Genomic DNA, 21749 nt, shown 5'->3' on the forward strand with positions numbered 1-21749 from the left:
AGGTCCCCTTTTTCAATAGCCATTCTGAAAAGCGTGAAACGCACGTCGGATAAAACCGGCTTACAGCAGTTCCAATTAAGAATGAATCGTTGGAAACGCTGTAAATCAATGCACGGTTGGTACTTTAGTCGTCTGCACCGCGGCGTGCACTATCGCCATCCAGACCACGGCGCCAATAGGCAACGATCAGCTGCTTATCCTTTGGAATATTCCGCTCTTTACGCATATAGGTGCGGATGGACCTGAATGCGTTGAATTCACATCCCGCCCACACATAGATGCTCTCTTCGCCCTCGGGCAGTTCAACGGCGCGTACGGCATCCTGCAGAAGCGTCGTGGTTCCAGCTTCAGCACCTTTGCGGTGTAGCCACTGCAGATCAACGTCAGCACGCGATTGAATGACCTGCTCTTCCGCATCACTGTCGATTTCAATGCGCACGACAGCTTTGGCACCTTCTGGAAGACGCTCCAGAATACGCCCGATTGCTGGCAGAGCCGTTTCATCACCCGCCAACAGATACCAGTTCGCATCGGCAGCAGCATCACCACCGCCCGGCCCTGTCATTCCAACAATATCGCCCGGCTTGGCGCTTATAGCCCAACCGGAACCCGGCGCATCGCAATCATCACCATGAACAACCATGTCGATATCGACCCAGCCAGCTTGAGCATCAATCTGGCGGATCGTGTAAACACGGGTCGCGAGCTTGGCTTCGCCTTCCGGCCAGACGGGGCGACCGTCTTCACCGGACACGGGCCATTGCGGCGTAGCGAGATCTTTTGGTGGGAATAGCAGTCGAATGTGTAAACCCGTATGGGCAAAGCGCGCAAGTTCGTTCCCCTTCAGGCGGACACGGCGCATGTGCGGCGTAACATTGCTGACGGCAACTACCTGCATTTCGCGGAAGTAAGGCAGTGGCAGACCTGCTGCACCGTCACCTTCCCAGACGATCCGAGGCTTTGGGCTGCCCTTTTCAAGAAATTCCATCACATGTTCAACGATGGAGTATTTCATATAGGCTAGGCCAGTTTCGTCACGGCTTTTCACATCGACCGATACTGCGTCCTTGTCCCACTGAACATCAGCCTGTCCGAAGCTTAACACAAGTCGCGCACTGTTTTCCTGCCGCTCTACATCAGCATGTTCGACGAAATGATCGAGAACCTGATCAAGAATACGAGATGGATTGTTGACGGTGAAACGTGTGCTGGCGTTCAGGCTCAATTCGGACATGCCTGTTCTCCTCATCATGGAATGTGAGCCAGCCATACCCGAATTTAACATGAGGGTTCAAGTCATCATTTAACTTTAACGCCGCAATAAATTGTGACGGGCAGTGCCTGACGCCATGCATCATAGGAACCAAGCGCGCCTGCTTGCGCAACCTGCAGCCTTGTCAGCTCGCCGCCATGCTGCTTACGCCAGTTGAAAAGCTGCATTTCGCTTTGCAATGTGACGGCATTAGCAACCAAGCGCCCTCCGGGCTTTAGGGCTTTCCAGCAAGCTTCGATCACGCCCGCATCTGTAACACCACCACCAATGAAAATCGCATCCGGTGCTTCGAGACCATCAAGTGCATCCGGCGCTTCACCTTTCATAAGCTGCAGACCGGGCACGCCCAGAGCATGCGCGTTGCGCTCAATGATCGCTTGCCGCGTTTCATCGGCTTCGATTGCGATAGCCCGACAAGAAGGATGAACACGCATCCATTCAATGCCAATCGAGCCACAACCAGCACCTACATCCCATAAAAGCTCACGCGGCAGCGGCTGCAACCGTGACAGCGTCACTGCGCGTATATCGCGCTTTGTCAGCTGCCCGTCATTTTCAAAAGCATGGTCTGGCAATCCGCTGACAGGTGAAAAAACAACCGCATCTGGCGCCGCGATGCATTCAATTGCCAAAACATTGAGATTGGCACAGTTTTCATGTGACCAGCCATCAGCACTGTCACTGATAGATTTTTCCTTTGTTCCGCCGAGATGTTCAAGAACCGTCACACGGCTTTGGCCAAAGCCTTTGGCCTTTAGAAGTGCTGCAGCTTTCGCAGGCGTCGTACCATCATTGCTCAATACGAGGATCTTCTCGCCCGGCAAGATATGCGGTGCCAGCAATTCAAACGGACGACCATGCACGCTGACTATGCGTACTTCTTGCAGAGGCCACGCCATACGGCTTGCGGCCAGCGACAATGACGATGGAAACGGGATGATCTGCATATCCCGTGTCGAGAAATGACGGCTCAGCGATGCACCCATGCCAAAGAACATCGGATCACCGCTAGCCAGCACCACAACCTGCCTGCCGCGTTGGGCTTGAATCATTGGAAATGCATTATCGAACGGTGACGGCCATGAAATCTGCTCGGCTTCAACGTCAGGATTGAGCAAGGCCAGATGCCGCTTGCCGCCGAAAATCACATCAGCACGGTTGAGTACGTCGCGAGCGTTCTTTCCAAGACCCGCCAGCCCGTCCTCACCAATACCGATAACCGTCAGCCAGCAGCTCATAAGCATTGCTCCTTTTCTTTGTTCGTATGGCGGTGCAGTAGCAAGTGCAAGCGCGAAGGCGTATAAGGCCAATATGTTGAGCAAGCCAAAAAGCCAGACCATTGCTGTCAGACCCGACCGGCGTAGTGCCTGTCCGGGACTTTCGCGCATGGTGATGAGCAAGGATGGCGCAATCGCTCGCATCAAACTCCGGCTCGGAAGGCTCAGCGTGGCACAGGCTCAAGCCATCGCAGATATCGCCGAACGATTTGAAACGGGCGCGATTGAATTGTCGATTCGCTCCAATATTCAGCTTCGCGGCATTCATCCCGACGTCTGGCCGGATATCATCGGAGCTCTTCACGAGGCTGGGCTTGGCGCGCAAAACGAAGCAGCAGATGATGTTCGCAATGTCATCGTCAGCCCCACTGCTGGTATCGATCATGGTCAGATTAGCGATGTGACTGCCCTCGCCGCCAATCTGCTTTCCGTTTTGCAGGACAATGAAACTTATCACGCGCTATCGCCCAAATTCTCGCTCCAGATCGATGGTGGCGAAGATTGCGCTATGGTTTCACATCCTGGCGACATCTGGCTCTCAGCCATTGAAGGCGGCAAAGCCTATGCGTTTGGATTGGCTTCATCGCCTGACAAACAGGCGCTTGGCCTCGTTTCAAACGAACACGCGCTGCCTTTTATCGAAGCGATGCTACAACATTTTCTTGGTGCGAGCCACAAAGGCATTGCCCGCATCAAGCACCTCTTCGAGGTGATGCCAGTCGCAGATTTTCTGCAAACGCTTCCATTCGCATTTGATGCACCAGCAAGCTGGCAACGCAAAGCACCCATCGCTCACGCGCATCTTGGCTTACATCGCCAGCTCGACGGCAACTTCTATGTCGGCGCCATGCCGCTGCTTGGTCGCCTGACACCGCAGAAACTGCGTGGACTTACCAAATTTGCAAGCGAAGAACTGCATCTCACCCCATGGCAAGGCATTCTGATCCCCCATATTGCGGAAGCTGAAGGCAAGAGCATCGTCAGCCAGCTACATGCCCTTGGCTTCTCCACCGATCCTGCCTCGCCTGCCGCCCGTCTTCGTGCCTGTTCCGGTTCCAAAGGCTGTGCCTCTGCTCTCGCAGACACACAAGCAGACAGTGAAAAGCTTGCGCGTAAGCTACAAAGCGATACCACACAGATTCACATCACGGGCTGCGCCAAATCCTGCGCCGCACTTTCTCCCTTGCCGCACACGCTTCTCGCCCGTTCCCCAATGCATTACGACCTATTTTTACAAGACAAAGCTGGACCAGCACGCTTCGGGCGGCTATTGGCGTCAAACATCACCATTGATGAGGCAGCAAAGCTGCTGAACAAATAGCAAAAGCGGACGCCATGACAGATTACATCCGCGACGGGCAGGCCATTTATGACCGCTCCTTCGCCATCATCCGCGACGAGGCCGATCTGAGCCGCATACCTGCGGATCTCGAAAAGCTCGCCGTGCGCGTGGCTCACGCATCTGGCATGGTCGATATCGTTGAAGACATCGTCTTCTCAGATGGCGCAGGACAGGCCGGACGTGATGCTTTGCTCAAAGGTGCACCAATACTCTGCGATGCGCGGATGGTTGCAGAAGGCATTACCCGTGCCCGACTGCCAGCCAATAATGATGTTATCTGCACACTGAACGATCCATCGGTTCCAGAGTTGGCGAAAAAGATCGGCAACACACGCTCTGCCGCAGCGCTCGATCTCTGGCTCCCACACCTTGAAGGCAGCATCGTTGCTATCGGTAATGCGCCAACCGCCCTCTTCCGCCTGTTTGAAATGCTGGACAATGGCGCACCCAAACCTGCGCTTATCATCGGTATGCCGGTCGGCTTTGTGGGTGCTGCAGAATCCAAGGACGAGCTGGCTGAGAACAGCCGTGGCGTCCCCTTCGTCATTGTGCGCGGACGTCGTGGTGGTAGCGCTATGACCGCAGCTGCCGTCAATGCACTTGCTTCGGAGCGCGAATAATGGCCCTCAAAGGCAAGCTTTATGGTCTGGGTGTCGGCCCCGGCGACCCCGAACTCATCACACTAAAAGCGCTTCGACTGCTCAAATCCGCTCCTGTGGTCGCCTACCACGCAGCCAAGGGCAAAAAGGGCAATGCACTAACGATCGTCGAAACCTATCTGTCTTCAGAACAGACTTTGGTTCCGCTCATCTATCCGGTAACAACGGAAAAACTACCCGATCATATGGACTATGAGCAAATCGTCAGCGATTTCTATGCCGAGATCACCACGACGATTGCAAGTCATCTTGATGCAGGCTGCGACGTGGCCGTAATCGCGGAAGGTGATCCGTTTTTCTACGGCTCGTTCATGTATATCCATGACCGACTGGCCGAAAAATACGAAACGGAAGTCGTGCCTGGCGTTTGCTCTGTTCTGGGCGCTGCTGCCGTGCTTGGCGCACCTTTGGTCTACCGAAACCAGACCCTGTCGATCCTTTCAGGCGTCATGAGCGCAGAAGAACTCAAAACCCGTCTCGCTGGCACTGAGGCCGCAGCCATCATGAAACTCGGCAAAAATCTCGACAAGGTGCGCGATGTGCTCAACGAGCTTGGGCTGATGGATCGTGCGCTTTATATCGAGCGTGCAACCATGCAGAACCAGCGTATTGCGCCACTGGCCGAGGTCAGTGGTAGCGATTGCCCATATTTCTCGATCATTCTCGTTCCGGGCAGCAAATGGAACGGCGCATGAAGCCTGCAATTCTGATCTTGAGCGAAGCTGCAATTTCCACAGCGCGGAAAGTGCAATCAGCACTTGGAAATGCGGAAGTGCTGGGACTGGAAAACCGCGTTCAAAGCGCCGACAAAAGCTTTGCTCATTTTGGCGATATAATCCGCGCACTTTATGAAGAAGCTCGACCTGTGATCGCTTTGTGCGCTTCAGGCATCATCATCCGCGCCCTTGCACCGCTTCTGCAAAACAAACGCATCGAACCACCAGTTCTGGCCGTTGCGGAAGATGGCAGCGCGGTCGTGCCATTGCTTGGCGGTCTGTCGGGCGTCAACGATCTGGCGCGAATAATCGCTCATGCACTGGAAGTAGCGCCCGCAATCACCACGACTGGCGAGTTACGCTTTGGCATTAACCTGCTGCATCCTCCGGCAGAACTGACACTCGCCAATCCGGACAACGCCAAGACTTTCATGTCCGACCTGCTGGCAGGTCAAACACTACAAATCAAAGGCAATTCTCGCTGGCTCACGGCATCAAAGCTGCCGCTTGCTGACGATGGGAAGCTCACAATCAGCATCACGCCCGAAACCCGCACGCCACGGGCAAATGAGCTGATCTATCATCCACGAACAATTGCCATCGCTATCGAAAAGCCGACCGAAGAACTGACAAGCCTCATCGGGAAAGCCTTTGACGATGCAGGCCTATCGATAGACTCGCTTGCTTTGCTTCTCGCTCATGAGAAAGATTGCGCATCACCGCATATCCATCGGGCAGCAAAAGTATTGGAAGCACCATTGCGCTTTGTTGCAGGTGATGCCGATCTTACAGCCGCCTCGGTCGAAAACCCTGTTCAACACATAGCGACTGAAAACCTGACGCTGGCTGTTGCGGCAGCACCTGCCGATGTTCTTTTTATCGGTCGCAAGCGCGGTAAGCTCACGGTTATTGGGCTTGGCCCCGGTACCAGTGATCTAATGACCCCAGCAGTGCAGCGTGATCTCGAACAGGCCGAAGACATACTCGGCTATGAAACCTATGTTCGCATGGCAGGCCCCTTCCGCGACGATCAGATCATTCACATGACCGACAATCGCGAAGAAATGCAGCGCGCACGCCATGCGTTTGAACTTGCAGCTTCAGGCCGCGACGTCGTGATGGTGTCTTCCGGCGATCCGGGCGTATTTGCAATGGCTGCAGCGGTTGTTGAGGCACTGCATGAATCATCTGATGTTGCATGGCAAGGCGTTGAACTGGTTATCCAGCCCGGAATTTCGGCAGCGATGGCAGCGGCGTCCCGCATCGGTGCACCGCTTGGGCACGATTTCTGCATCATCTCGCTTTCGGACAATCTCAAGCCCTGGGATGTGATCGAGAAGCGTCTCGCACTGGCAGCTCAAGCCGATCTCGCCATGGCTTTCTATAATCCGATTTCCAAAGCCCGCCCGCATCAGCTTGGTCGAGCGCTGGAAATCCTCCGGCAGTATCGCGATGCTGAAACGCCAGTCGTGCTTGGTCGCGACATTGGCAGGCCTGCGGAAACAACTCGCGTTGTTTCGCTCGGGCAACTCACACCTTACGATGTCGACATGCGAACCGTGGTGATTGTCGGCTCATCCCACACTGCCCGTTTTCCACGCGCGGAAGGTGGAGAGTGGGTTTACACGCCGCGCTGGTATGGCGAAAAGCCCAAATAGATCAAAAACAAAAAGGCAGGGAAACCCTGCCTTTTTCATCACTTAAAAAGTTTTTCTGAATCACTTCTTCTTCGACTTTTTCGGTGCTGGTGCAGCCGATGCAGTCTGAGCAGCAGCAGCTTCCGCTGCAATCTGATCGGCGCTCTTTGGCGACGTATCGACAACCGAACGAACCGAGCCATTTGCAGAAACCTGACAAACTGCAGTGCGCAGGTCGACCTTCAGGTCAACATCCGTACCACCACCGGCGCCCGGACGCGAATTAACTGCGCTGATCACGCGTTCAGGCAAGAAATACTTATTGGCAGCAGCAGTGATGCAAGGCTGTGCCAAAGATGAATCGACCGTCGACGTTGGAATGAAACGTGGCAGCGAAACAGTCGAAGCTGTTACTGGCGCTTCAGACTTGCCTGGAGCCGTCGCGTTCTGCGTAGTTGTTGTACAAGCGGCAGCCAAAGGAGCCAGCATGGCAATAACAAACAAACGGGCTCCGTTGCGGGTGCGTCCGTACATGATCAACCTCTTACGATCTGCTGATTAGGTAAAATTTTAACTGAGATAACTATTCGCTTTTGACAGATTGTCGAGTGGCAGGAAGGCCACAATGCCGGTTTTTCGTTGAGCATCCCCAACGACGTCATCATTGTTTCGTGAATATCCAGTTCAACATCTCGCGCCAGTCGCTCATTCTGATCGGCGTTCCATGATTGCCGCTTTCAAAACGACGGAACTGAACGGGATAACCGGACGAGCGCTTGCGTATTTCTCGATAGAAGCCTTCCTGCTTATCGATTGCAAAAACCGGATCGCGACTGCCATGGCCGAAAAACACCGGCACACGCTTTTTGAAAGCCGGCGATTTGAAAAAGCCCTCATCCCACAGTGAACCTAAAAGGATCAGGCCGGAGAGCTGATTGCCCGCATTATCATTCGATGCGATACGCCAGCAAAGCGCCCCACCCTGCGATCCACAAGCCAGTATGAGCGGTGCAGATGGTGAAGTCGCTTTCGCAGCTTCGATGAGCCCCGCAACTTGCGCTTCACCCGTTGCCGCAAAATCCTTGAAGTCCGGCGTCAGATAAAGTCCGCCATTGGTCGCCGCAAGGTTCTTCACGCGGTTGAAATTGCCGCCAAACGTAAAATCATTCATGCCTTGCAGACGATTACCGCCGCGCCCGTGCAGATAAATGACGATAAACGATGCACCGCTCTGCTTTCCAGCAGCCATGGCCTTTACCGGCCCTGCCGCCGTCTGGAAGACGACATCTTTCTGATATGCACGCGCTTTTAGCGAAACATAAGCGTCTTTAACGCGCTTTTCAGGCACGGAATCGCGACCATTGATATCGCGCATTTCGTTGTAATCGATGACTTTATAATCGCCATTGTCGGCGCTGCTTAGCACGCCCGGATAGGCGAAATAATCATCCTTGAACGGGGGGAGCGGTCCTTGGGCGAAAGCGGATGTTGCAGTCAACAGCAACAAACCCGCGAATAATCCAGCCCGCTTGTTCATTCTCCCTCCCTCAAACAATTTCAGAGTTCCAGCGTATGATAGCGACGATTGAGATAAATCAGCGCTACTTCGTCTGCATTCGAACGCAAGCCAACGACCTCGCCAAACAGTACATGATGCGTGGAATGCTCCTGCACACTTGTCACACGACAATCAAAAGCCGCCAGCGCGCCTTTGAGTACAGGTGCACCCGTATCGATTATGTCCCATTGTGCCAGCTCGAAACGCTCGTCTTGCGTAAGCCCTATACGCCCTGAAAACGCATCGGCAAGCTGCTGATGTGAGCCTGCCAGCGTATTAACCGCAAACACGCCGTTCTTGATGAAAAGCAGGTTCTCTTCGTGCATTTTCTGCAGGCATATCAGCAGAGTTGGCGGGTTATCCGAAACTGAACAGGCCGCAGTTAAAGTAAGTCCGCGCCTTCCGGCAGCACCTGCGGTGGTAACAACCTGCACCGCACCTGCATAATGACTCATCGCATCGCGATAAGTCTTCGGCTCGAGCGATACAGTATTTGAGGTAGTGTTTTTATCCGTTTGCACGTCAGCAAGCATCCGTATTGTCTGCCAGGCTTCCTGAAATCAATATCTGATTGCCTGTATACATATACGGGCATTGCACAAAGGCGAGGAAACCGCTACCCACTTTTCGTTCAATTAGCCATGAAATGTTTGAAGAAGATAAATCGCGTGATCAAGCCAGAGCAATTGCCCGAAAGACATGAAGCGGTTTTCCGCCCGGAATTGCGCGTTCTCAACGGGACGAAACTCTTCGCCCTGGCGCTATCGGCTTTCACAATGCTTTGCTTTCCAGCATCAGCGCAGGAAAATGCGACTGAAATTCGCATTGGAATGGCAGCACCTTTGAGTGGCGGCTTTGCCCCGCTTGGAAACCAGCTGATCGAAGGCGCCCGCGTGGCGGCCAGTGCGAAAAACGCGCAGCTCGTCGTTGCAGATAATCGCTGTGATGCAGAAGGTGGCAAAGCCGCGGCAGAAACCTTCATCAAAGAAAACGTCCAGATCGTAACCGGCTTTCTCTGTTCGGAAGCGTTGGAAGCAGCACTTCCCGTTCTGAGCCAGCAGAATATTCCTGTCATCGCCTCAGGCGTCAGCGAACAAACCCTTACAGAAAAGCGTGCAGCAACGCCTTTTCCGGTTTTCCGCATTACGACAGGGCTGGAGAAGGAAACGCGTGCTACGGGTAGCTTTCTGGCAAGCCTATGGCGCTCCCAGCCCTTCGCGGTCATAGACGATGGCACGATTGAAGGCCGCGAACGTGCGGGGCAGGTTTTGGCTCACCTGAAGGACCAGCAGCTTCAGCCTGTTTTCACGGATACATATCGCCCCGGCCTCGAAAACCAAAACGCGCTTGTTGCGCGCCTGCGTCGTGCAGGAGCAACGCATGTTTATGTCGGTGGGGAACGCGACGACATTGCAGCTATTGGCACAAGTGCCGTGGCACTTAAATATCCGCTGGTTATCGCGGGCGGCAGCGTCCTCAATGCAGCGCCGGGTGCTCAACCACTGAGCACTGAAACCCTGATGATTGCACCTCTGAAGCCGCAGGATCTTTCGACAGCAAAAACGGCGGTCGATGCCATCAGTCAGGCAGGCAAACTGCCGGAAGCCTATTCCGTCACTGGTTTTGCCAGCATTGAACTCGCGGCTTCCGCGATCAGCAAAGCTGCGGAACAAAAGCTGCCGCTTATTGATATCTTGCGCGACAGCTCATTTGAAACCGCGCTTGGCACAATCAAATTCGATGGTAACGGTATGCGCAGCGACAATCCAAATCGCCTGCAGCGCTATGATGGGACGCATTTTATAACAGCTGACTGATTAGCCCGATCAGGCTAGCAGCGATAATAATCCCGGTCATAACACTCATACTCGACCAGAAAAGCGAAAGCGCAGCATCGATATCGTCTGCATCAGCTTCCCGCTTACCTTCACCATAAAACAGCGGTGCTTCGACCTTTTCCGATCCATATTGGCGCGGTCCGGCAAGTGCCAGCTCAAGCGCACCTGCAAAGGCCGATTCCGGCCATCCAGCATTGGGCGAACGGTGCAGGCGCGCATCGCGCCACATGACGGATAGTGTTCTTTTCCCGGCTTTTTTATCGACCGTAAACGCAGCAGCTATTGCAGTCAGCAATCCGGTCAATCGTGCTGGAATATAGTTTGCAAAATCATCGAGACGGGCAGCGAAACGCCCGAAATGACGATAACGGTCATTGAGATGGCCGATCATCGAGTCTGCCGTGTTGATGAGTTTATACGCGAAGAGCCCCGGCAATCCGCCGACGAGAAACCAGAAAGCAGGAGCAACAATGCCATCCGACGCATTCTCGGAAAGGCTTTCAATCGCTGCGCGACTGATACCGCCTTCATCGAGCTGATCCGGGTTCCGTCCGACAATCATCGAAACCGCTTTGCGACCACCTTCAATACCGTCTTCACGCAACCCAGAGGCTACCGCCCGCACATGATCGGCAAGGCTTTTCTGGGCCAGAAACACTGCGACGATGGTGATTTCAACCAGCGCGCCCGCTGTCCCCAGATAAGGCAGCAAATAGTCTAGCGCCAACCCCACCACAACACATGAAATTACCAGTCCGATTATCAGCCATATGCCATTACTGCGCAGTGCATTGACGGAAAGACTATGATCGTTGAGACGTTTTTCACCCCAGCTGATTGCCTTGCCAAACAGAACCACCGGATGCGGAACTTTCTGCCAGAGCTGCGGCGGATCACCCACCACACGGTCCAGAACAAGCGCTAAAGCAAGAATAATCAGCTTTATTTCCATCGACTTGATGCGCTTTCCTGAATCACTTTTTCAAGCGGAGAATATCCCGCAATGCATGTTCAAATCGCATAAGGCCCGCCTGATCAGGCGCGAGTCCGATGCGCAGCCAGCTTGGTGCATAGGCAAACTTTCGGACAAGAATATGCCGCTCACAAAGTGCATCGTAAATTGCACGAGCATTTTCATGTTCAACGAGCGAAAACAGAGCTGTGCCACCTACTTCCAAGAGCTGACAATGTGCGAGCGTCGCGGCAAGTTCTGCCCGTCTTGTATCAATGCGTCCGTGAAAGGCCTCAAGTTCAACACCACTTTCGAAAGCATGGAGTGCAATCGCAAGCGTTGGTCCCGCCACAGCCCATGGACCGAGCCTGTCTGCAACGCGCTTCACAAGCTCATCATTCGCAAGCAGGAACCCAAGCCGGACACCTGCAAGGCCAAAGAACTTGCCAAAGGATTTCAACACGACCAGCGGCGCATTCGCAGCATGTCTTGCAATGCTCACCTCCGGATGCGGATCGGCAAAAGCCTCATCCACAACCAGAAAACCGCCACGCTCGCCCAACTTTCGCGCAAGCCCCAGCAAATCAGGCCGCGCAATAATCCGGCCATCCGGGTTGTTCGGATTGACGATTGTGACCACCCGTGCATCCTCTGGGATGTCGTCGAGCGTCGCACATTCGATCACATTCCAGTTCGCCGCTTCAAAAGCTGCCGCATGTTCCTGATAGGTCGGGCCCAAAATGGCGACCGTCGCAGGTTCAAGCAATGTCGGAATAAGCTGAATAAGCGCCTGCGTTCCCGGGCTGGCAACGATTGGCGCATTCTGACCTGCTTCGTAATAGGAACGCGCCGCAGTCAGAACCCGCAACAATAACCCCTCATCCGGCAAACGATTCCACAAGGGCGCAGCCAGTTCCGGCAGAGGAAAATGTTCGGGATTGATACCCGTTGAAAGATCAAGCCAGTCGTCGGCCTTACCGCCAAAGCGCGCAATGGCCCTATCCAGCGCTCCGCCATGCTCAATAGTCATGTTCAGGCATTCTCTCCGGAAAAATCAATTACATGCATGAAGGAGCCAGCAGCTGAACCAACGCGAAGTCCCGCCTCTCCCAGTTCCTCGCCTAACGCATCGCGGACGCGGAACAGCCGTTCGGCCTCACCTTCACGCACAATACTGGCATAGTGAAACTCATGGGCGTAAAGCGGCAACGGCCATGGCGAACCCGACAAAGGTTCCAGTTTGCGATAGCCAAGGTGCATTTTGCGTTTGGCAAAGCTTGTTTCAAGCGGAAGCAGCCCAAGCATAGCGTGCTTAACCGATGACGAATCTTCCAGCGTCTCACCCAGCACCATATAGCCGCCACACTCGCCGTAAATGCGCGCACCACGATCCGCAGCGCGCCTCATGCTCTGCTGGAAATGCTGCGCTTGGCTCAATTTCCCGGCATAAAGCTCAGGATAGCCTCCCGGCAGATAAATGGCGTCAGCACTTTCATCGGGCGCTTCGTCAACAAGCGGTGAAAAGAATGAAAGCTCAGCACCACGCCTGCGCCAGCCTGCAAATAGATGCGCATAGGCAAAGGCAAAGGCGTCGTCTCGCGCTACTGCAATGCGGTTTCCAAGCGGCGTGAGGCGAGGAACATTCGCCATAGCCTCATGATGCTTTGGCCGCGACCAGATATGCTCTAATGCGCTTAAATCAATACGCGCATCAACCACATCCGCAGCGTGCTCAAGGAAACGCTCCAGATCGGCATGTTCCGCTGCTTGAACAAGCCCAAGATGCCTGGAAGGCAGAACCAGCGCTTCATCTCGCGGAATTACGCCCAGAACGGCAATACCGAGCGGTTTGATCGCTTCGCGCAGCATGGCCTCATGTCTGCCGCTGCCAACCCGGTTAAGAATAACCCCGGCAATCAGCACATCTTTGCGAAACTGGCTGAAACCCGAAATGAGTGCTGCAATGGAATGGGATTGGCGGGCGCAATCGACCACCAGAACCACTGGCAGATCAAGAGTTCGCGCCAGATCTGCCGACGAACCCTTTCCATCGAGCGATCCGTCGAAAAGCCCCATCATGCCTTCAACAACAAGCAGCTTGTTGCCCTCAGTCATACGGGATGAAATGGCACTGATAAGCTCTGGCCGCATGGCCCAGGGATCAAGATTAAAGCAATCCACACCGCTGGCAGCCTTATGGTAAGCAGGATCGATATAATCGGGACCAGCTTTCGCAGGTGCAAGCGCCTCGCCGCGCCGCTTTAGAGCGCGCAGCAGCCCAAGCGTCAAAGTGGTTTTGCCTGAACCGGAAGCCGGCGCTGCAATCATGAAACCCTTCATGCGCTCTTCTCTCTGCTAAGATGAAGCGGATCGCTTGTCAGTTTTCGACCCTGAGATGCACCGGCCCAGTCAAGCCCAGCACGTAGCTTCACTACCTCTCCCACAACCACGATTGCCGGTGGCTTGAGACCCGATGCTTCTACATCTACAACCGCGCGTGACAATGTTGTCTCCAGAACCACCTGTTCAGGCAAGCTGGCATTGCAGACAAATGCGACCAGCTCATCTGGCGAGCGTCCTGCTGTCATCAGACGCTCTGTGATGACGTCGATATGCTTCATCGCCATATACATCACAATAACCGGAGAAGACTGAGCAATGCCCTCCCAATTAATACGATCTGGCATCAGCCCTGTTGCATCGTGGCCCGTGAGGAATGTAACTGATTGGTTGATATCGCGATGCGTGGCCGCAATTCCTGCATAGGCAAGACCGCCGATACCCGCTGTAATGCCTGGCACAATGCGAAACGGCACGCCATGTTCAACAAGCGTCAGCGCTTCCTCGGCTCCGCGCCCAAAGACGAATGGATCACCACCTTTCAGGCGCAGAACCTTCTTGCCTTCCTGAGCTAGCTCAACCAATCGCAGCGAAATATCGCGCTGCTTTGGTGAAGGCTTGCCGCCTCGTTTGCCTGCGTATTCAACAATTGCGTCATCGCGCTTGAGTGAAAGACAGGCTTCATCGACCAGCGCATCATAGACAATAACATCCGCTTCTCGCAGCGCGTTGACCGCATGCAATGTAAGCAGGCCCGGATCACCCGGCCCGGCACCAACAAGCCAGACGTGCCCGGGCTGTATCGCGGGCAAGCTGACTTTGCTCTTCGCAACGATACATTCCGGCGCATGTTCAGGCTTAATCATCGTCATCAACCATAATTCTATCTAGTGGTCTAACTCCAAAATTTACCACCATCGGTTACCAGCGCTGAGAAATTTTGGAGTTTAAAAGACCACTAGCATCTCTATGAACCTAGTGGATTTTTCGAATTTTACGTTTGTTACGACGCCTACTTCAGTAGAAATACAAACGTAAGATTCAATCCACTAGCGGCACAGCTATCAGATACATTATAAGGCGTCCATGAACGATGAAACCGACCCTGCGAATAAAACTCCGGAAACGGACAAAGAAAAAGCCGAACTGCGTCGCGGCTGGACAACGGGTGCCTGTGCCACAGCTGCTACCAAGGCAGCGCTGACTGCGCTCATTACCGGTGAATTCCCCGATCCGGTCGGCATCATCTTGCCCAAAGGCGAAGTCCCCTATTTCCAGCTTGAATATGAAGGGCTGGGTGAAGGCTATGCCATGGCAGGTATCGTCAAAGATGCGGGTGATGATCCGGATGTCACGCACGGCGCAACAATCATTTCAACCGTTTTCCCTGCCCCTCCCGGCACAGGCATTGTGTTTCAGGCTGGTGAAGGCGTAGGCACCGTAACCCGACCCGGCTTGCAAATTCAGCCGGGCGAAGCGGCAATCAATCCAACTCCGCGCCGCATGATGACAGAGATCTGCGAACAGATATGTGCGGAATATGGTCTGCCTGCCGATCTGGTGATTACGATTTCCGTTCCGGGTGGCGAAGAAATTGCGCAGAAAACGTGGAACCCCCGCCTTGGCATCGTTGGCGGCATTTCGATCTTGGGTACGACAGGCGTTGTGCATCCCTTTTCGTGTTCAGCATGGATACATTCTATCCATCGCGGCATAGATGTGGCGCGTGCCGAAAAGCAAAAACATGTACTCGCTGCGACCGGCTCAACCTCTGAAGACGCAGCACAAGCACTTTATGATCTGCCGGATTTTGCAATTCTCGACATGGGTGATTTTGCTGGTGGCGTACTCAAATATCTGCGAGCGCATCCCATCGATAAGCTTACCCTTGCAGGTGGATTCGCCAAGCTTACAAAACTTGCTCAGGGTGAACTTGATCTTCATTCCGCGCGCTCACAGGTCGATAAAAGCTTCCTCTGGACTATTGCCGAAAAGGCTGGCGCGCCAAGCGACATGAAGGACCGGATTCTTTTTGCGAACACTACGCTGGAAGTGCTTGAAATGACTCAAAGCCTTGGCATCGACATGGCTACGCCGATTGCTGAAAAAGCTAAGCGGGTGGCGCTCGAAACCCTGCGCGGCGCACCTGTTGAAGTCGAAATCATTGTGACGGATCGCAAAGGCAATATCCTTGCCCGCCTCTAAAATACTCATTCTTGGCGGCACGGCCGAAGCATCAAAGCTTGCTTCCTCACTGGAGGCCCTACCCGTCGAAGCTATCACCTCGCTTGCAGGCCGAACGGCCAACCCTGCTCCAGTCATCGGCAAGCTGCGCATTGGCGGATTTGGCGGCGCAGAAGGTCTAACGGCTTATCTGGCAACCGAAAAAATTGATCTTCTGATTGATGCGACACATCCCTATGCAACGCGCATTTCACACAATGCTATCGTTGCATCCGATATGGCAAATATTCCGCTACTCCGGCTTGAACGTCCAGCCTGGGAAAAGGCAAGCGGCGATAACTGGATTGAGGTCGAGAACGAAGCGCAGGCTGCGACCTTGATCCCCGCTGGTGAGCGTGTTCTGCTCGCTTTAGGACGACAGCACATTGCCCCCTTTGCAGAACTTAACGATGTGCATTTCGTTATGCGGATGATCGACCCGCCGGAAGTCAAACTCCCGCACGATTGCGAGATCGTCTTGGCAAAGCCCGGCAATTATGAAGCTGAGGTCCAATTCCTTAGCGGACGCAAAATCGGGTTGATCGTCAGCCGCAATTCCGGCGGCAGCATCTCTTATGCCAAGATCAAAGCGGCCCGTGATCTCGCCATCCCGGTCATGATGATCAGCCGCCCACCAGTTACGGCCAAAACTGTTGTCGCCACTGTGGATAAAGCAATTGAATTCGCGCGTTCAGCTTTAAGGTTTTGAGCGCGCAACATGACTATGCGCTTCATGATAGAGCGCTGAATCCCGGAAGTTCTTCGGGTCAAGACCACGTCCAATGAACACCATCGCCGTTCTTTTGACGCCAGAAAGCTCCACTTTCGCCACAATGTCAGACAGTTTTCCGCGCAATATCTGCTCGTCTGACCACCCAATTCGGTATGCAACGACCACTGGACAGTCAGAACCGTATAGTGGCGTCAGCTCCGTTTCGATCTTCGCAAGGTTCCGGATCGATAGGTGAATGACCAAAGTCGCACCAGATTTACCCAGTGTGGCGAGATCCTCACCTTCCGGCATCGCAGATGATTTTACCGAAGTCCGCGTCAGAATAATGCTCTGGTTAACTTCCGGAATTGTCAGTTCCTGTTTCATTGCAGCCGCAGCCGCTACAAAAGCCGGGACACCCGGCGTCACGTCATAAGGGATACTGAGCGTATCAAGCCTGCGCATCTGTTCAGCCATCGCGCCATAAATCGATGGATCTCCTGAATGCACCCGTGCAACATCATGCCCTTTGGCATGAGCCGCCTCAATCGCCGCAATGATTTCATCAAGTGTCAGCGAGGAACTATCAATCAGCAGCGCATTATCGGGTGCAGATGCAACAACTTCTTTTGGCACCAGCGATCCTGCATAAATGCAGACCTGACAGCTTTCGATCAGTCGCAAACCACGCACGGTGATAAGGTCGGCGGCACCGGGACCGGCTCCAATGAAATGAACTGTCACGTTTTCTTCCTCTGTTCAGGCGTTTCGAATGCCTGTCAGGTGGCAGAAGAGTCAATCTTTTTCAGGCAAAAGTCCTTGAATATCATTGAAGATCGACTGCCACTCTTCCGGAGTCAGCTCGAAGAAGTTGAAGCTTCTGAGCAGAAATGCACCCTCATTAGCAATGAAAGCCAATCTCGCGCGCCTGCCTTCAGGTGTCGAAACATCAAGTCCATCCCACTGCTTGCGATACCAGGTCCGCGTTTCATCGAGATAATGGGAGTTGGGAATAAGGCTCGCCATCATGGCGGCAAATCGTGAATCGTCCTCAGCATCGCTTTCGCGCGTCACCGCGATATGGGCAGCAATATGTGAAATCGCATCTTGTCTGTGCTGTTTGCGCGCTGTCACCAAATCGTCGAACCGGTCGCCCCACCGCTCGATCATAGCTTTCATCAGCCCGTCTTTATTACCAAAGCAATATTGCACCCCGCCCTTGGTAACACCGGAGGCCTGCGCCACCGCATCCATGGTCAGCGCAACGATACCACCTTCGGCAACCAGCTTCTCGGCCATATCCAGAACGTGGTCACGGTCGATTGAGCGCGGACGACCGGTTTTCTGCAATTTCTTACTTTCCATACGGACGGATTTATATTATGTCAGCCACCCTGACAAGTTTGAATACGTTCGTATTGAAAAGGTTTAATCCGATGTTGCCGCAAAATCGCTGGCTCGTTCTCGCAATTGTTTCCAGCGCGTTGTTTCTGATCGTTGTGGATATGACAGTGCTTTACACAGCGCTGCCACGCCTCACCCATGATCTGGCGGCAAGTGCTTCCGAAAAGCTCTGGATCATGAATATCTACCCGCTGGTGGTGGCAGGCCTGCTGCCGGGCCTCGGCACGCTAGGCGACAAGCTCGGCCACAAGCGCATGTTCATGAATGGCCTGGTGGTGTTTGGCCTTGCTTCGCTATGCGCAGCCTATTCGCCAAACCCGGAAGTGCTGATCGCAGCCCGCGCATTTCTCGCCTGTGGCGCGGCAATGATGATGCCTGCTACGCTGTCGATCATTCGACTGACCTTCACCGATGAAAAAGAACGCTCGCTTGCCATTGGCATCTGGGCGGCGATTGCTTCGGGTGGCGCGGCCATCGGCCCTGTCGCGGGCGGTGTACTGCTCGAATATTTCTGGTGGGGCTCAGTGTTCCTGATTAACGTGCCTGTTGTACTGGTGGCCCTGGCACTTTCGGCCTTCAACCTTGAAAATCGTCCCCTTGGCTCCAAGCGCAAATGGGATCTCGTCGGCTCGATCCAGATTATGATCGGCCTGATCGCGTTGACCTATGCCGTCAAGGAACTTGCCAAGCGCGATGCATCGATGACTGTCTTTGCGAGTGCTCTGATTATCGGCCTCATCGCAACGACCATTTTCGTGCGTCGTCAGTTTTCAAGCAAGGAGCCGCTCATCGACTTCTCGCTGTTTAATAACCGACTGTTCTCAACGGGTGTGTTTGCGGCTCTCGTTGCGTCCGGTTCGATGACTGGCATGGAACTGGTGTTCAGCCAGCGCATGCAGCTGATCGAAGGCATGACGCCTTTGCAGGCTGGCCTGATGATCTTGCCTATTCCACTTGCGGCCTTTGTAGCTGGACCGCTGGCTGGTATGATGTTGCCGCGCCTTGGCGCAGGCAAGGTACTTTGGGCGTCGCTCGGCATCACCGCTCTCGGTGTGGTGATCTATATCCTGACCTATAAGCTCTCGACGCATTTCTATCTGGCGGGGCTTGCAGTCCTCGGTTTTGGTGTTGGCTGTGCAATGACCGGCGCATCCTCGTCAATCATGGGCAATGCACCGGCCGAAAAGGCTGGCATGGCGGCATCTGTCGAGGAAGTTTCGTTTGAACTTGGCAATGCGCTGGGTGTGACGATCTTCGGAAGTATCCTGTCGGCATTCTATACCGCCAGCCTTATCCTGCCTGCAGGCTCAAGCATTCCATCTGTTGTCCGCGACAGCCTGGATGAAGCGCTTCTCGCTGCACAATCGATGCCGGAAGCGGATGCCTATGCTCTGACTACCCTCGCATCGGAGGCATTCGAAAATGCCTATGTGGCTGTCATCGTTGCAACCGCTGCCCTGCTGCTCGTTGCGACTGTTGCAACCTACATCGTGCAACGTCGCAAAGTGAAGATCGCGTAATTCATACGCTCCGTGTCACCGCAATCGCTGCGGTGGCACATTCACTGGTCGTTTTTCCGATCAACAATTCTGCATCAGCTCCAGCCGCAGCAAGCGCTGCAGATTCTGCAACGCCATGGCATCCGACCGTAGCGAAAACAACGTCCGACGGGTGCTTCAACTTTGGCGTTTCTTCTTCGAGCCGCTCGGCATCAAAGAAGTGCAGCTTGCAACCATAATGTTGAGCAAACTTGGCCCAGACCAGATCACCTTGCTTGGTGGAAATTGTTGCTATGACAGCCGGTCGCTTCAAACCGGCTTTAAGCAAAACCTTGTCTGCCAATGAAACGAGTTCCTCGAGACTTACGCCTGACGAACTTCCCATCCCAAGCGCAGCCCGTTTTTCCTTAGACTGCACGAGGTGCCGATTGCGGGGCCAGCTGCTGAGCCTGCCGCAAATCATCCGCTGTAACGCCAAGGATGTCGGCAATGCGCTTGATCATCGCTGTTTCGGACTGATCAACATGATTATCTGCACGCGCAATGCGCATTAGATCGCGCAGCAGTGACGCACGGCGTTCAGGGGCCATTTCAGCCAGCATAGAAGCCGCCTGCTTGGTGGTGGTCTCATAGCCAAAGTCTTTAAGATACTCGGTAACTTCTGGCAGCTCTTCAGCCGAAATACCAAAATTCTCGGAAACAATGTCTCTGAAAGCTGCAATTTCTGCCGGATGACGATCGCCATCGGCAAAAACCACATGAAGCAGAAGAAGCAGTTCCGAAGCGAGTGCCGGATCTTCGGCGACACGCTGCACAGCACTCTTTTTGCTGAGAAACGCAGTAATGCGTTCGAAAATGCTTTCGCTCATGGATGACCGTCTCCTGTTACCAACCTGACCTGCATCAATAATGATGCCTGAACAAAAAAACAACGCAAGCGCCAGCAAGTTCCCGCCGTCGTCTTTACCCGAAAAAGCAGGCGAAACGCGTCTGGCGCAATCAGGTTGTCTGCTCTATGTTGCGTCAACTTTTGCCGGACCCCCCATGCTTGAATTTTTCGATACATTGACGCTCCTCCTGACCATGGCCGCTTTCATTGCGGGCATTATCGATTCTATCGCAGGCGGAGGCGGTATGATTACGATCCCTGCCTTGCTTCTGGCAGGTGTACCACCTGTCGAAGCGCTTGGCACAAACAAGTTGCAAGGTCTGTTCGGCTCTTCCTCTGCAACCATTGCCTACGCACGCAAAGGCCATGTGAACATCAAGGAACAATGGCCCGAAGCCATTGCATCGCTGGTCGGTTCAGTTTTTGGTGCGCTTTTAGCAACCGTCCTGCCCGTCGATATCATGCGGGCAGCACTGCCAATTCTGCTGATCGCGATTGCCATTTACTTTGCGGTGAAACCAAGCCTTGGTGATGTGGATCGCGCACGCCGGATAGGACCTTTCCTGTTTGGCGTCACGCTGGTTCCATTGATTGGCTTTTACGACGGGCTTTTCGGCCCCGGCACCGGTTCATTCTTCATGCTGGCATTCGTCGCACTTGCAGGCTACGGCGTACTGAAAGCAACTGCTCATACCAAGCTGCTCAATTGCGCATCCAATATCGGCGGCTTTGCCACTTTCGCGCTCGTTGGCACGATCAACTGGAAACTAGGCATCTGTATGGGGATTGCACAGTTCATCGGCGCTCAGATCGGTGCAAGCCTTGCCATGAAGATTGGCTCACGCATCATAAAGCCCCTGCTGATTGTAGTGAGCCTCGCGCTTGCCGTGCGGCTACTGATGGAGCCGAGCAATCCTATTCGCCAGATGATAGGTTTCTAGTTATTTGTTTCAACGCGCATCTATATCCGAAAACCGCTTCGCACTTTTCGGGATGCGCTCTAAATCCTCAGCGCTACCAGCACAACACCACAGCCGATCAGCGCAATTCCAAGCCAGTTGATTGTAGACATACGTTCGCCAAGGAAGGCTGCGCCGAAAAGCGCGACTAAAACGACCGACAGTTTATCGATAGGGGCGACGCGTGACGCGTCACCAATTTGCAGCGCCCGAAAATAGGCAAGCCATGAGGCGCCGGTCGCAAGACCGGAAAGCACGAGAAACACCCACGACTTTGCAGAAATCTCGCCGGGCTTCTGCCATTGACCTGTCACGGTCAGAAAAAGACACAGTGCGCCGATAATCACCAGCGTACGAACCAGCGTAGCAAAATCTGAATTGATGCCCTGAATGCCGACCTTCGCGAATATCGCCGTCAAGGCAGCGAAAACTGCCGACATCAATGCCCAGAATTGCCAGCTTGCTACCATG

Annotated in this window: 23 protein-coding genes; 9 read left to right on the plus strand and 14 right to left on the minus strand. The window is 54.0% G+C overall.

All coding sequences use genetic code 11. The features are described from left to right. Nucleotides 1-124 precede the first annotated feature (124 nt). A complete protein-coding gene (locus KMS41_06440) occupies nucleotides 125-1234 on the minus strand; it encodes a siderophore-interacting protein (protein ID QWK76768.1) in 1110 nt (369 codons plus the stop codon). Between the two features lie 65 nt (nucleotides 1235-1299). Next, entirely contained in the window at nucleotides 1300-2511 is a 1212-nt protein-coding gene (gene cbiE, locus KMS41_06445) for a precorrin-6y C5,15-methyltransferase (decarboxylating) subunit CbiE (GenBank protein QWK76769.1), read from the minus strand. Between the two features lie 73 nt (nucleotides 2512-2584). Here cbiE and cobG point away from each other — a divergent pair, with 73 nt between their 5' ends. The 4 genes from cobG to cobJ are packed head-to-tail and all read left to right on the plus strand — an operon-like array spanning nucleotide 2585 to nucleotide 6925. After that, nucleotides 2585-3871, plus strand: a complete 1287-nt coding sequence (cobG, locus tag KMS41_06450) for a precorrin-3B synthase (GenBank protein QWK76770.1) — start codon at nucleotides 2585-2587, stop codon at nucleotides 3869-3871. 14 nt (nucleotides 3872-3885) lie between these two features. After that, on the plus strand, nucleotides 3886-4512 hold the full coding sequence (locus tag KMS41_06455; GenBank protein QWK76771.1) for a precorrin-8X methylmutase: 627 nt from the start codon (nucleotides 3886-3888) through the stop codon (nucleotides 4510-4512). Further along, nucleotides 4512-5246, plus strand: a complete 735-nt coding sequence (locus tag KMS41_06460; GenBank protein QWK76772.1) for a precorrin-2 C(20)-methyltransferase — start codon at nucleotides 4512-4514, stop codon at nucleotides 5244-5246. Before KMS41_06455 ends, KMS41_06460 begins: the two co-directional genes overlap by 1 nt. Continuing rightward, complete coding sequence (gene cobJ / locus KMS41_06465) at nucleotides 5243-6925, plus strand: precorrin-3B C(17)-methyltransferase (protein QWK76773.1); 1683 nt, start codon at nucleotides 5243-5245, stop codon at nucleotides 6923-6925. The genes KMS41_06460 and cobJ overlap by 4 nt, the downstream gene beginning before the upstream one ends. A 60-nt stretch (nucleotides 6926-6985) precedes the next feature. On the opposite strand, the gene KMS41_06470 is transcribed toward cobJ, so the two are convergent. The 3 genes from KMS41_06470 to KMS41_06480 form a co-directional block, all read right to left on the minus strand. Next, nucleotides 6986-7438, minus strand: a complete 453-nt coding sequence (locus KMS41_06470) for a hypothetical protein (GenBank protein QWK76774.1) — start codon at nucleotides 7436-7438, stop codon at nucleotides 6986-6988. A gap of 127 nt (nucleotides 7439-7565) precedes the next feature. Beyond that, the gene (locus tag KMS41_06475) at nucleotides 7566-8441 is read right to left on the minus strand and encodes an alpha/beta hydrolase (GenBank protein ID QWK76775.1); all 876 of its coding nucleotides are present in this window, start codon (nucleotides 8439-8441) and stop codon (nucleotides 7566-7568) included. A gap of 20 nt (nucleotides 8442-8461) precedes the next feature. Next, nucleotides 8462-8995 (minus strand): flavin reductase, encoded by a 534-nt coding sequence (locus tag KMS41_06480; protein ID QWK76776.1) that lies wholly within the window; start codon nucleotides 8993-8995, stop codon nucleotides 8462-8464. A gap of 243 nt (nucleotides 8996-9238) precedes the next feature. Between KMS41_06480 and KMS41_06485 the strand changes: the two genes are divergently transcribed. Beyond that, nucleotides 9239-10279, plus strand: coding sequence for a branched-chain amino acid ABC transporter substrate-binding protein (locus KMS41_06485; GenBank protein ID QWK78793.1), 1041 nt, complete (start codon nucleotides 9239-9241; stop codon nucleotides 10277-10279). On the opposite strand, the gene cbiB is transcribed toward KMS41_06485, so the two are convergent. The 4 genes from cbiB to cobA are packed head-to-tail and all read right to left on the minus strand — an operon-like array spanning nucleotide 10263 to nucleotide 14458. Continuing rightward, complete coding sequence (gene cbiB / locus KMS41_06490) at nucleotides 10263-11252, minus strand: adenosylcobinamide-phosphate synthase CbiB (GenBank protein ID QWK76777.1); 990 nt, start codon at nucleotides 11250-11252, stop codon at nucleotides 10263-10265. The genes KMS41_06485 and cbiB overlap by 17 nt on opposite strands. Nucleotides 11253-11274: 22 nt before the next feature. Further along, on the minus strand, nucleotides 11275-12288 hold the full coding sequence (cobD, locus tag KMS41_06495) for a threonine-phosphate decarboxylase CobD (protein QWK78794.1): 1014 nt from the start codon (nucleotides 12286-12288) through the stop codon (nucleotides 11275-11277). After that, on the minus strand, nucleotides 12285-13592 hold the full coding sequence (locus KMS41_06500; protein QWK76778.1) for a cobyrinate a,c-diamide synthase: 1308 nt from the start codon (nucleotides 13590-13592) through the stop codon (nucleotides 12285-12287). Before KMS41_06500 ends, cobD begins: the two co-directional genes overlap by 4 nt. After that, nucleotides 13589-14458 carry a uroporphyrinogen-III C-methyltransferase gene (gene cobA, locus KMS41_06505; protein QWK78795.1) on the minus strand — a complete coding sequence of 290 codons (870 nt, stop codon included), beginning with the start codon at nucleotides 14456-14458 and terminating at the stop codon, nucleotides 13589-13591. The genes KMS41_06500 and cobA overlap by 4 nt, the downstream gene beginning before the upstream one ends. 220 nt (nucleotides 14459-14678) lie before the next feature. Here cobA and KMS41_06510 point away from each other — a divergent pair, with 220 nt between their 5' ends. Together KMS41_06510 and KMS41_06515 are read left to right on the plus strand one after the other, a co-directional pair. Next, entirely contained in the window at nucleotides 14679-15797 is a 1119-nt protein-coding gene (locus KMS41_06510; protein ID QWK76779.1) for a cobalt-precorrin-5B (C(1))-methyltransferase, read from the plus strand. Beyond that, nucleotides 15784-16524 carry a cobalt-precorrin-6A reductase gene (locus KMS41_06515; GenBank protein ID QWK76780.1) on the plus strand — a complete coding sequence of 247 codons (741 nt, stop codon included), beginning with the start codon at nucleotides 15784-15786 and terminating at the stop codon, nucleotides 16522-16524. The genes KMS41_06510 and KMS41_06515 overlap by 14 nt, the downstream gene beginning before the upstream one ends. On the opposite strand, the gene cobM is transcribed toward KMS41_06515, so the two are convergent. Both cobM and KMS41_06525 read right to left on the minus strand, forming a co-directional pair. Beyond that, the gene (gene cobM, locus KMS41_06520; protein ID QWK76781.1) at nucleotides 16513-17271 is read right to left on the minus strand and encodes a precorrin-4 C(11)-methyltransferase; all 759 of its coding nucleotides are present in this window, start codon (nucleotides 17269-17271) and stop codon (nucleotides 16513-16515) included. The two genes, KMS41_06515 and cobM, sit on opposite strands and share 12 nt — an antisense overlap. 51 nt (nucleotides 17272-17322) lie before the next feature. Further along, a complete protein-coding gene (locus tag KMS41_06525) occupies nucleotides 17323-17892 on the minus strand; it encodes a TetR/AcrR family transcriptional regulator (GenBank protein ID QWK76782.1) in 570 nt (189 codons plus the stop codon). A 71-nt stretch (nucleotides 17893-17963) separates the two neighbouring features. Here KMS41_06525 and KMS41_06530 point away from each other — a divergent pair, with 71 nt between their 5' ends. After that, nucleotides 17964-19451 carry an MFS transporter gene (locus tag KMS41_06530; protein ID QWK78796.1) on the plus strand — a complete coding sequence of 496 codons (1488 nt, stop codon included), beginning with the start codon at nucleotides 17964-17966 and terminating at the stop codon, nucleotides 19449-19451. A 1-nt stretch (nucleotide 19452) separates the two neighbouring features. Here KMS41_06530 and KMS41_06535 read toward each other — a convergent pair whose 3' ends face one another. Together KMS41_06535 and KMS41_06540 are read right to left on the minus strand one after the other, a co-directional pair. Further along, a complete protein-coding gene (locus KMS41_06535) occupies nucleotides 19453-19815 on the minus strand; it encodes a cobalamin biosynthesis protein (GenBank protein ID QWK76783.1) in 363 nt (120 codons plus the stop codon). Nucleotides 19816-19837: 22 nt separating this feature from the next. Further along, the gene (locus KMS41_06540; protein ID QWK76784.1) at nucleotides 19838-20299 is read right to left on the minus strand and encodes a TerB family tellurite resistance protein; all 462 of its coding nucleotides are present in this window, start codon (nucleotides 20297-20299) and stop codon (nucleotides 19838-19840) included. 175 nt (nucleotides 20300-20474) lie between these two features. Here KMS41_06540 and KMS41_06545 point away from each other — a divergent pair, with 175 nt between their 5' ends. Beyond that, nucleotides 20475-21260 carry a TSUP family transporter gene (locus KMS41_06545; protein QWK76785.1) on the plus strand — a complete coding sequence of 262 codons (786 nt, stop codon included), beginning with the start codon at nucleotides 20475-20477 and terminating at the stop codon, nucleotides 21258-21260. A gap of 59 nt (nucleotides 21261-21319) precedes the next feature. Here KMS41_06545 and KMS41_06550 read toward each other — a convergent pair whose 3' ends face one another. Continuing rightward, nucleotides 21320-21748: an EamA family transporter gene (locus tag KMS41_06550; protein QWK76786.1), complete on the minus strand. Its 429-nt coding sequence runs from the start codon at nucleotides 21746-21748 to the stop codon at nucleotides 21320-21322. Nucleotide 21749: the final 1 nt, after the last annotated feature.

This window comes from Ochrobactrum sp. BTU1, from assembly GCA_018798825.1.
Classification (GTDB): Bacteria; Pseudomonadota; Alphaproteobacteria; order Rhizobiales; family Rhizobiaceae; genus Brucella.

Excerpts from the sequence above, each read along its gene's own strand:
- cobG (QWK76770.1), top strand. The coding sequence starts at position 2,585 with ATGTTGAGCAAGCCAAAAAGCCAGACCATTGCTGTCAGACCCGACCGG.
- KMS41_06550 (QWK76786.1), bottom strand. The coding sequence starts at position 21,748 with ATGGTAGCAAGCTGGCAATTCTGGGCATTGATGTCGGCAGTTTTCGCT.
- KMS41_06440 (QWK76768.1), bottom strand. The coding sequence starts at position 1,234 with ATGTCCGAATTGAGCCTGAACGCCAGCACACGTTTCACCGTCAACAAT.
- KMS41_06545 (QWK76785.1), top strand. The coding sequence starts at position 20,475 with ATGCTTGAATTTTTCGATACATTGACGCTCCTCCTGACCATGGCCGCT.
- KMS41_06535 (QWK76783.1), bottom strand. The coding sequence starts at position 19,815 with ATGGGAAGTTCGTCAGGCGTAAGTCTCGAGGAACTCGTTTCATTGGCA.
- KMS41_06475 (QWK76775.1), bottom strand. The coding sequence starts at position 8,441 with ATGAACAAGCGGGCTGGATTATTCGCGGGTTTGTTGCTGTTGACTGCA.
- KMS41_06455 (QWK76771.1), top strand. The coding sequence starts at position 3,886 with ATGACAGATTACATCCGCGACGGGCAGGCCATTTATGACCGCTCCTTC.
- KMS41_06525 (QWK76782.1), bottom strand. The coding sequence starts at position 17,892 with ATGGAAAGTAAGAAATTGCAGAAAACCGGTCGTCCGCGCTCAATCGAC.
- KMS41_06485 (QWK78793.1), top strand. The coding sequence starts at position 9,239 with ATGCTTTGCTTTCCAGCATCAGCGCAGGAAAATGCGACTGAAATTCGC.
- KMS41_06540 (QWK76784.1), bottom strand. The coding sequence starts at position 20,299 with ATGAGCGAAAGCATTTTCGAACGCATTACTGCGTTTCTCAGCAAAAAG.
- KMS41_06460 (QWK76772.1), top strand. The coding sequence starts at position 4,512 with ATGGCCCTCAAAGGCAAGCTTTATGGTCTGGGTGTCGGCCCCGGCGAC.
- cobA (QWK78795.1), bottom strand. The coding sequence starts at position 14,458 with ATGATTAAGCCTGAACATGCGCCGGAATGTATCGTTGCGAAGAGCAAA.
- KMS41_06470 (QWK76774.1), bottom strand. The coding sequence starts at position 7,438 with ATGTACGGACGCACCCGCAACGGAGCCCGTTTGTTTGTTATTGCCATG.
- cbiB (QWK76777.1), bottom strand. The coding sequence starts at position 11,252 with ATGGAAATAAAGCTGATTATTCTTGCTTTAGCGCTTGTTCTGGACCGT.
- cbiE (QWK76769.1), bottom strand. The coding sequence starts at position 2,511 with ATGAGCTGCTGGCTGACGGTTATCGGTATTGGTGAGGACGGGCTGGCG.
- KMS41_06510 (QWK76779.1), top strand. The coding sequence starts at position 14,679 with ATGAACGATGAAACCGACCCTGCGAATAAAACTCCGGAAACGGACAAA.
- KMS41_06530 (QWK78796.1), top strand. The coding sequence starts at position 17,964 with ATGTTGCCGCAAAATCGCTGGCTCGTTCTCGCAATTGTTTCCAGCGCG.
- KMS41_06500 (QWK76778.1), bottom strand. The coding sequence starts at position 13,592 with ATGAAGGGTTTCATGATTGCAGCGCCGGCTTCCGGTTCAGGCAAAACC.
- KMS41_06480 (QWK76776.1), bottom strand. The coding sequence starts at position 8,995 with ATGCTTGCTGACGTGCAAACGGATAAAAACACTACCTCAAATACTGTA.
- cobJ (QWK76773.1), top strand. The coding sequence starts at position 5,243 with ATGAAGCCTGCAATTCTGATCTTGAGCGAAGCTGCAATTTCCACAGCG.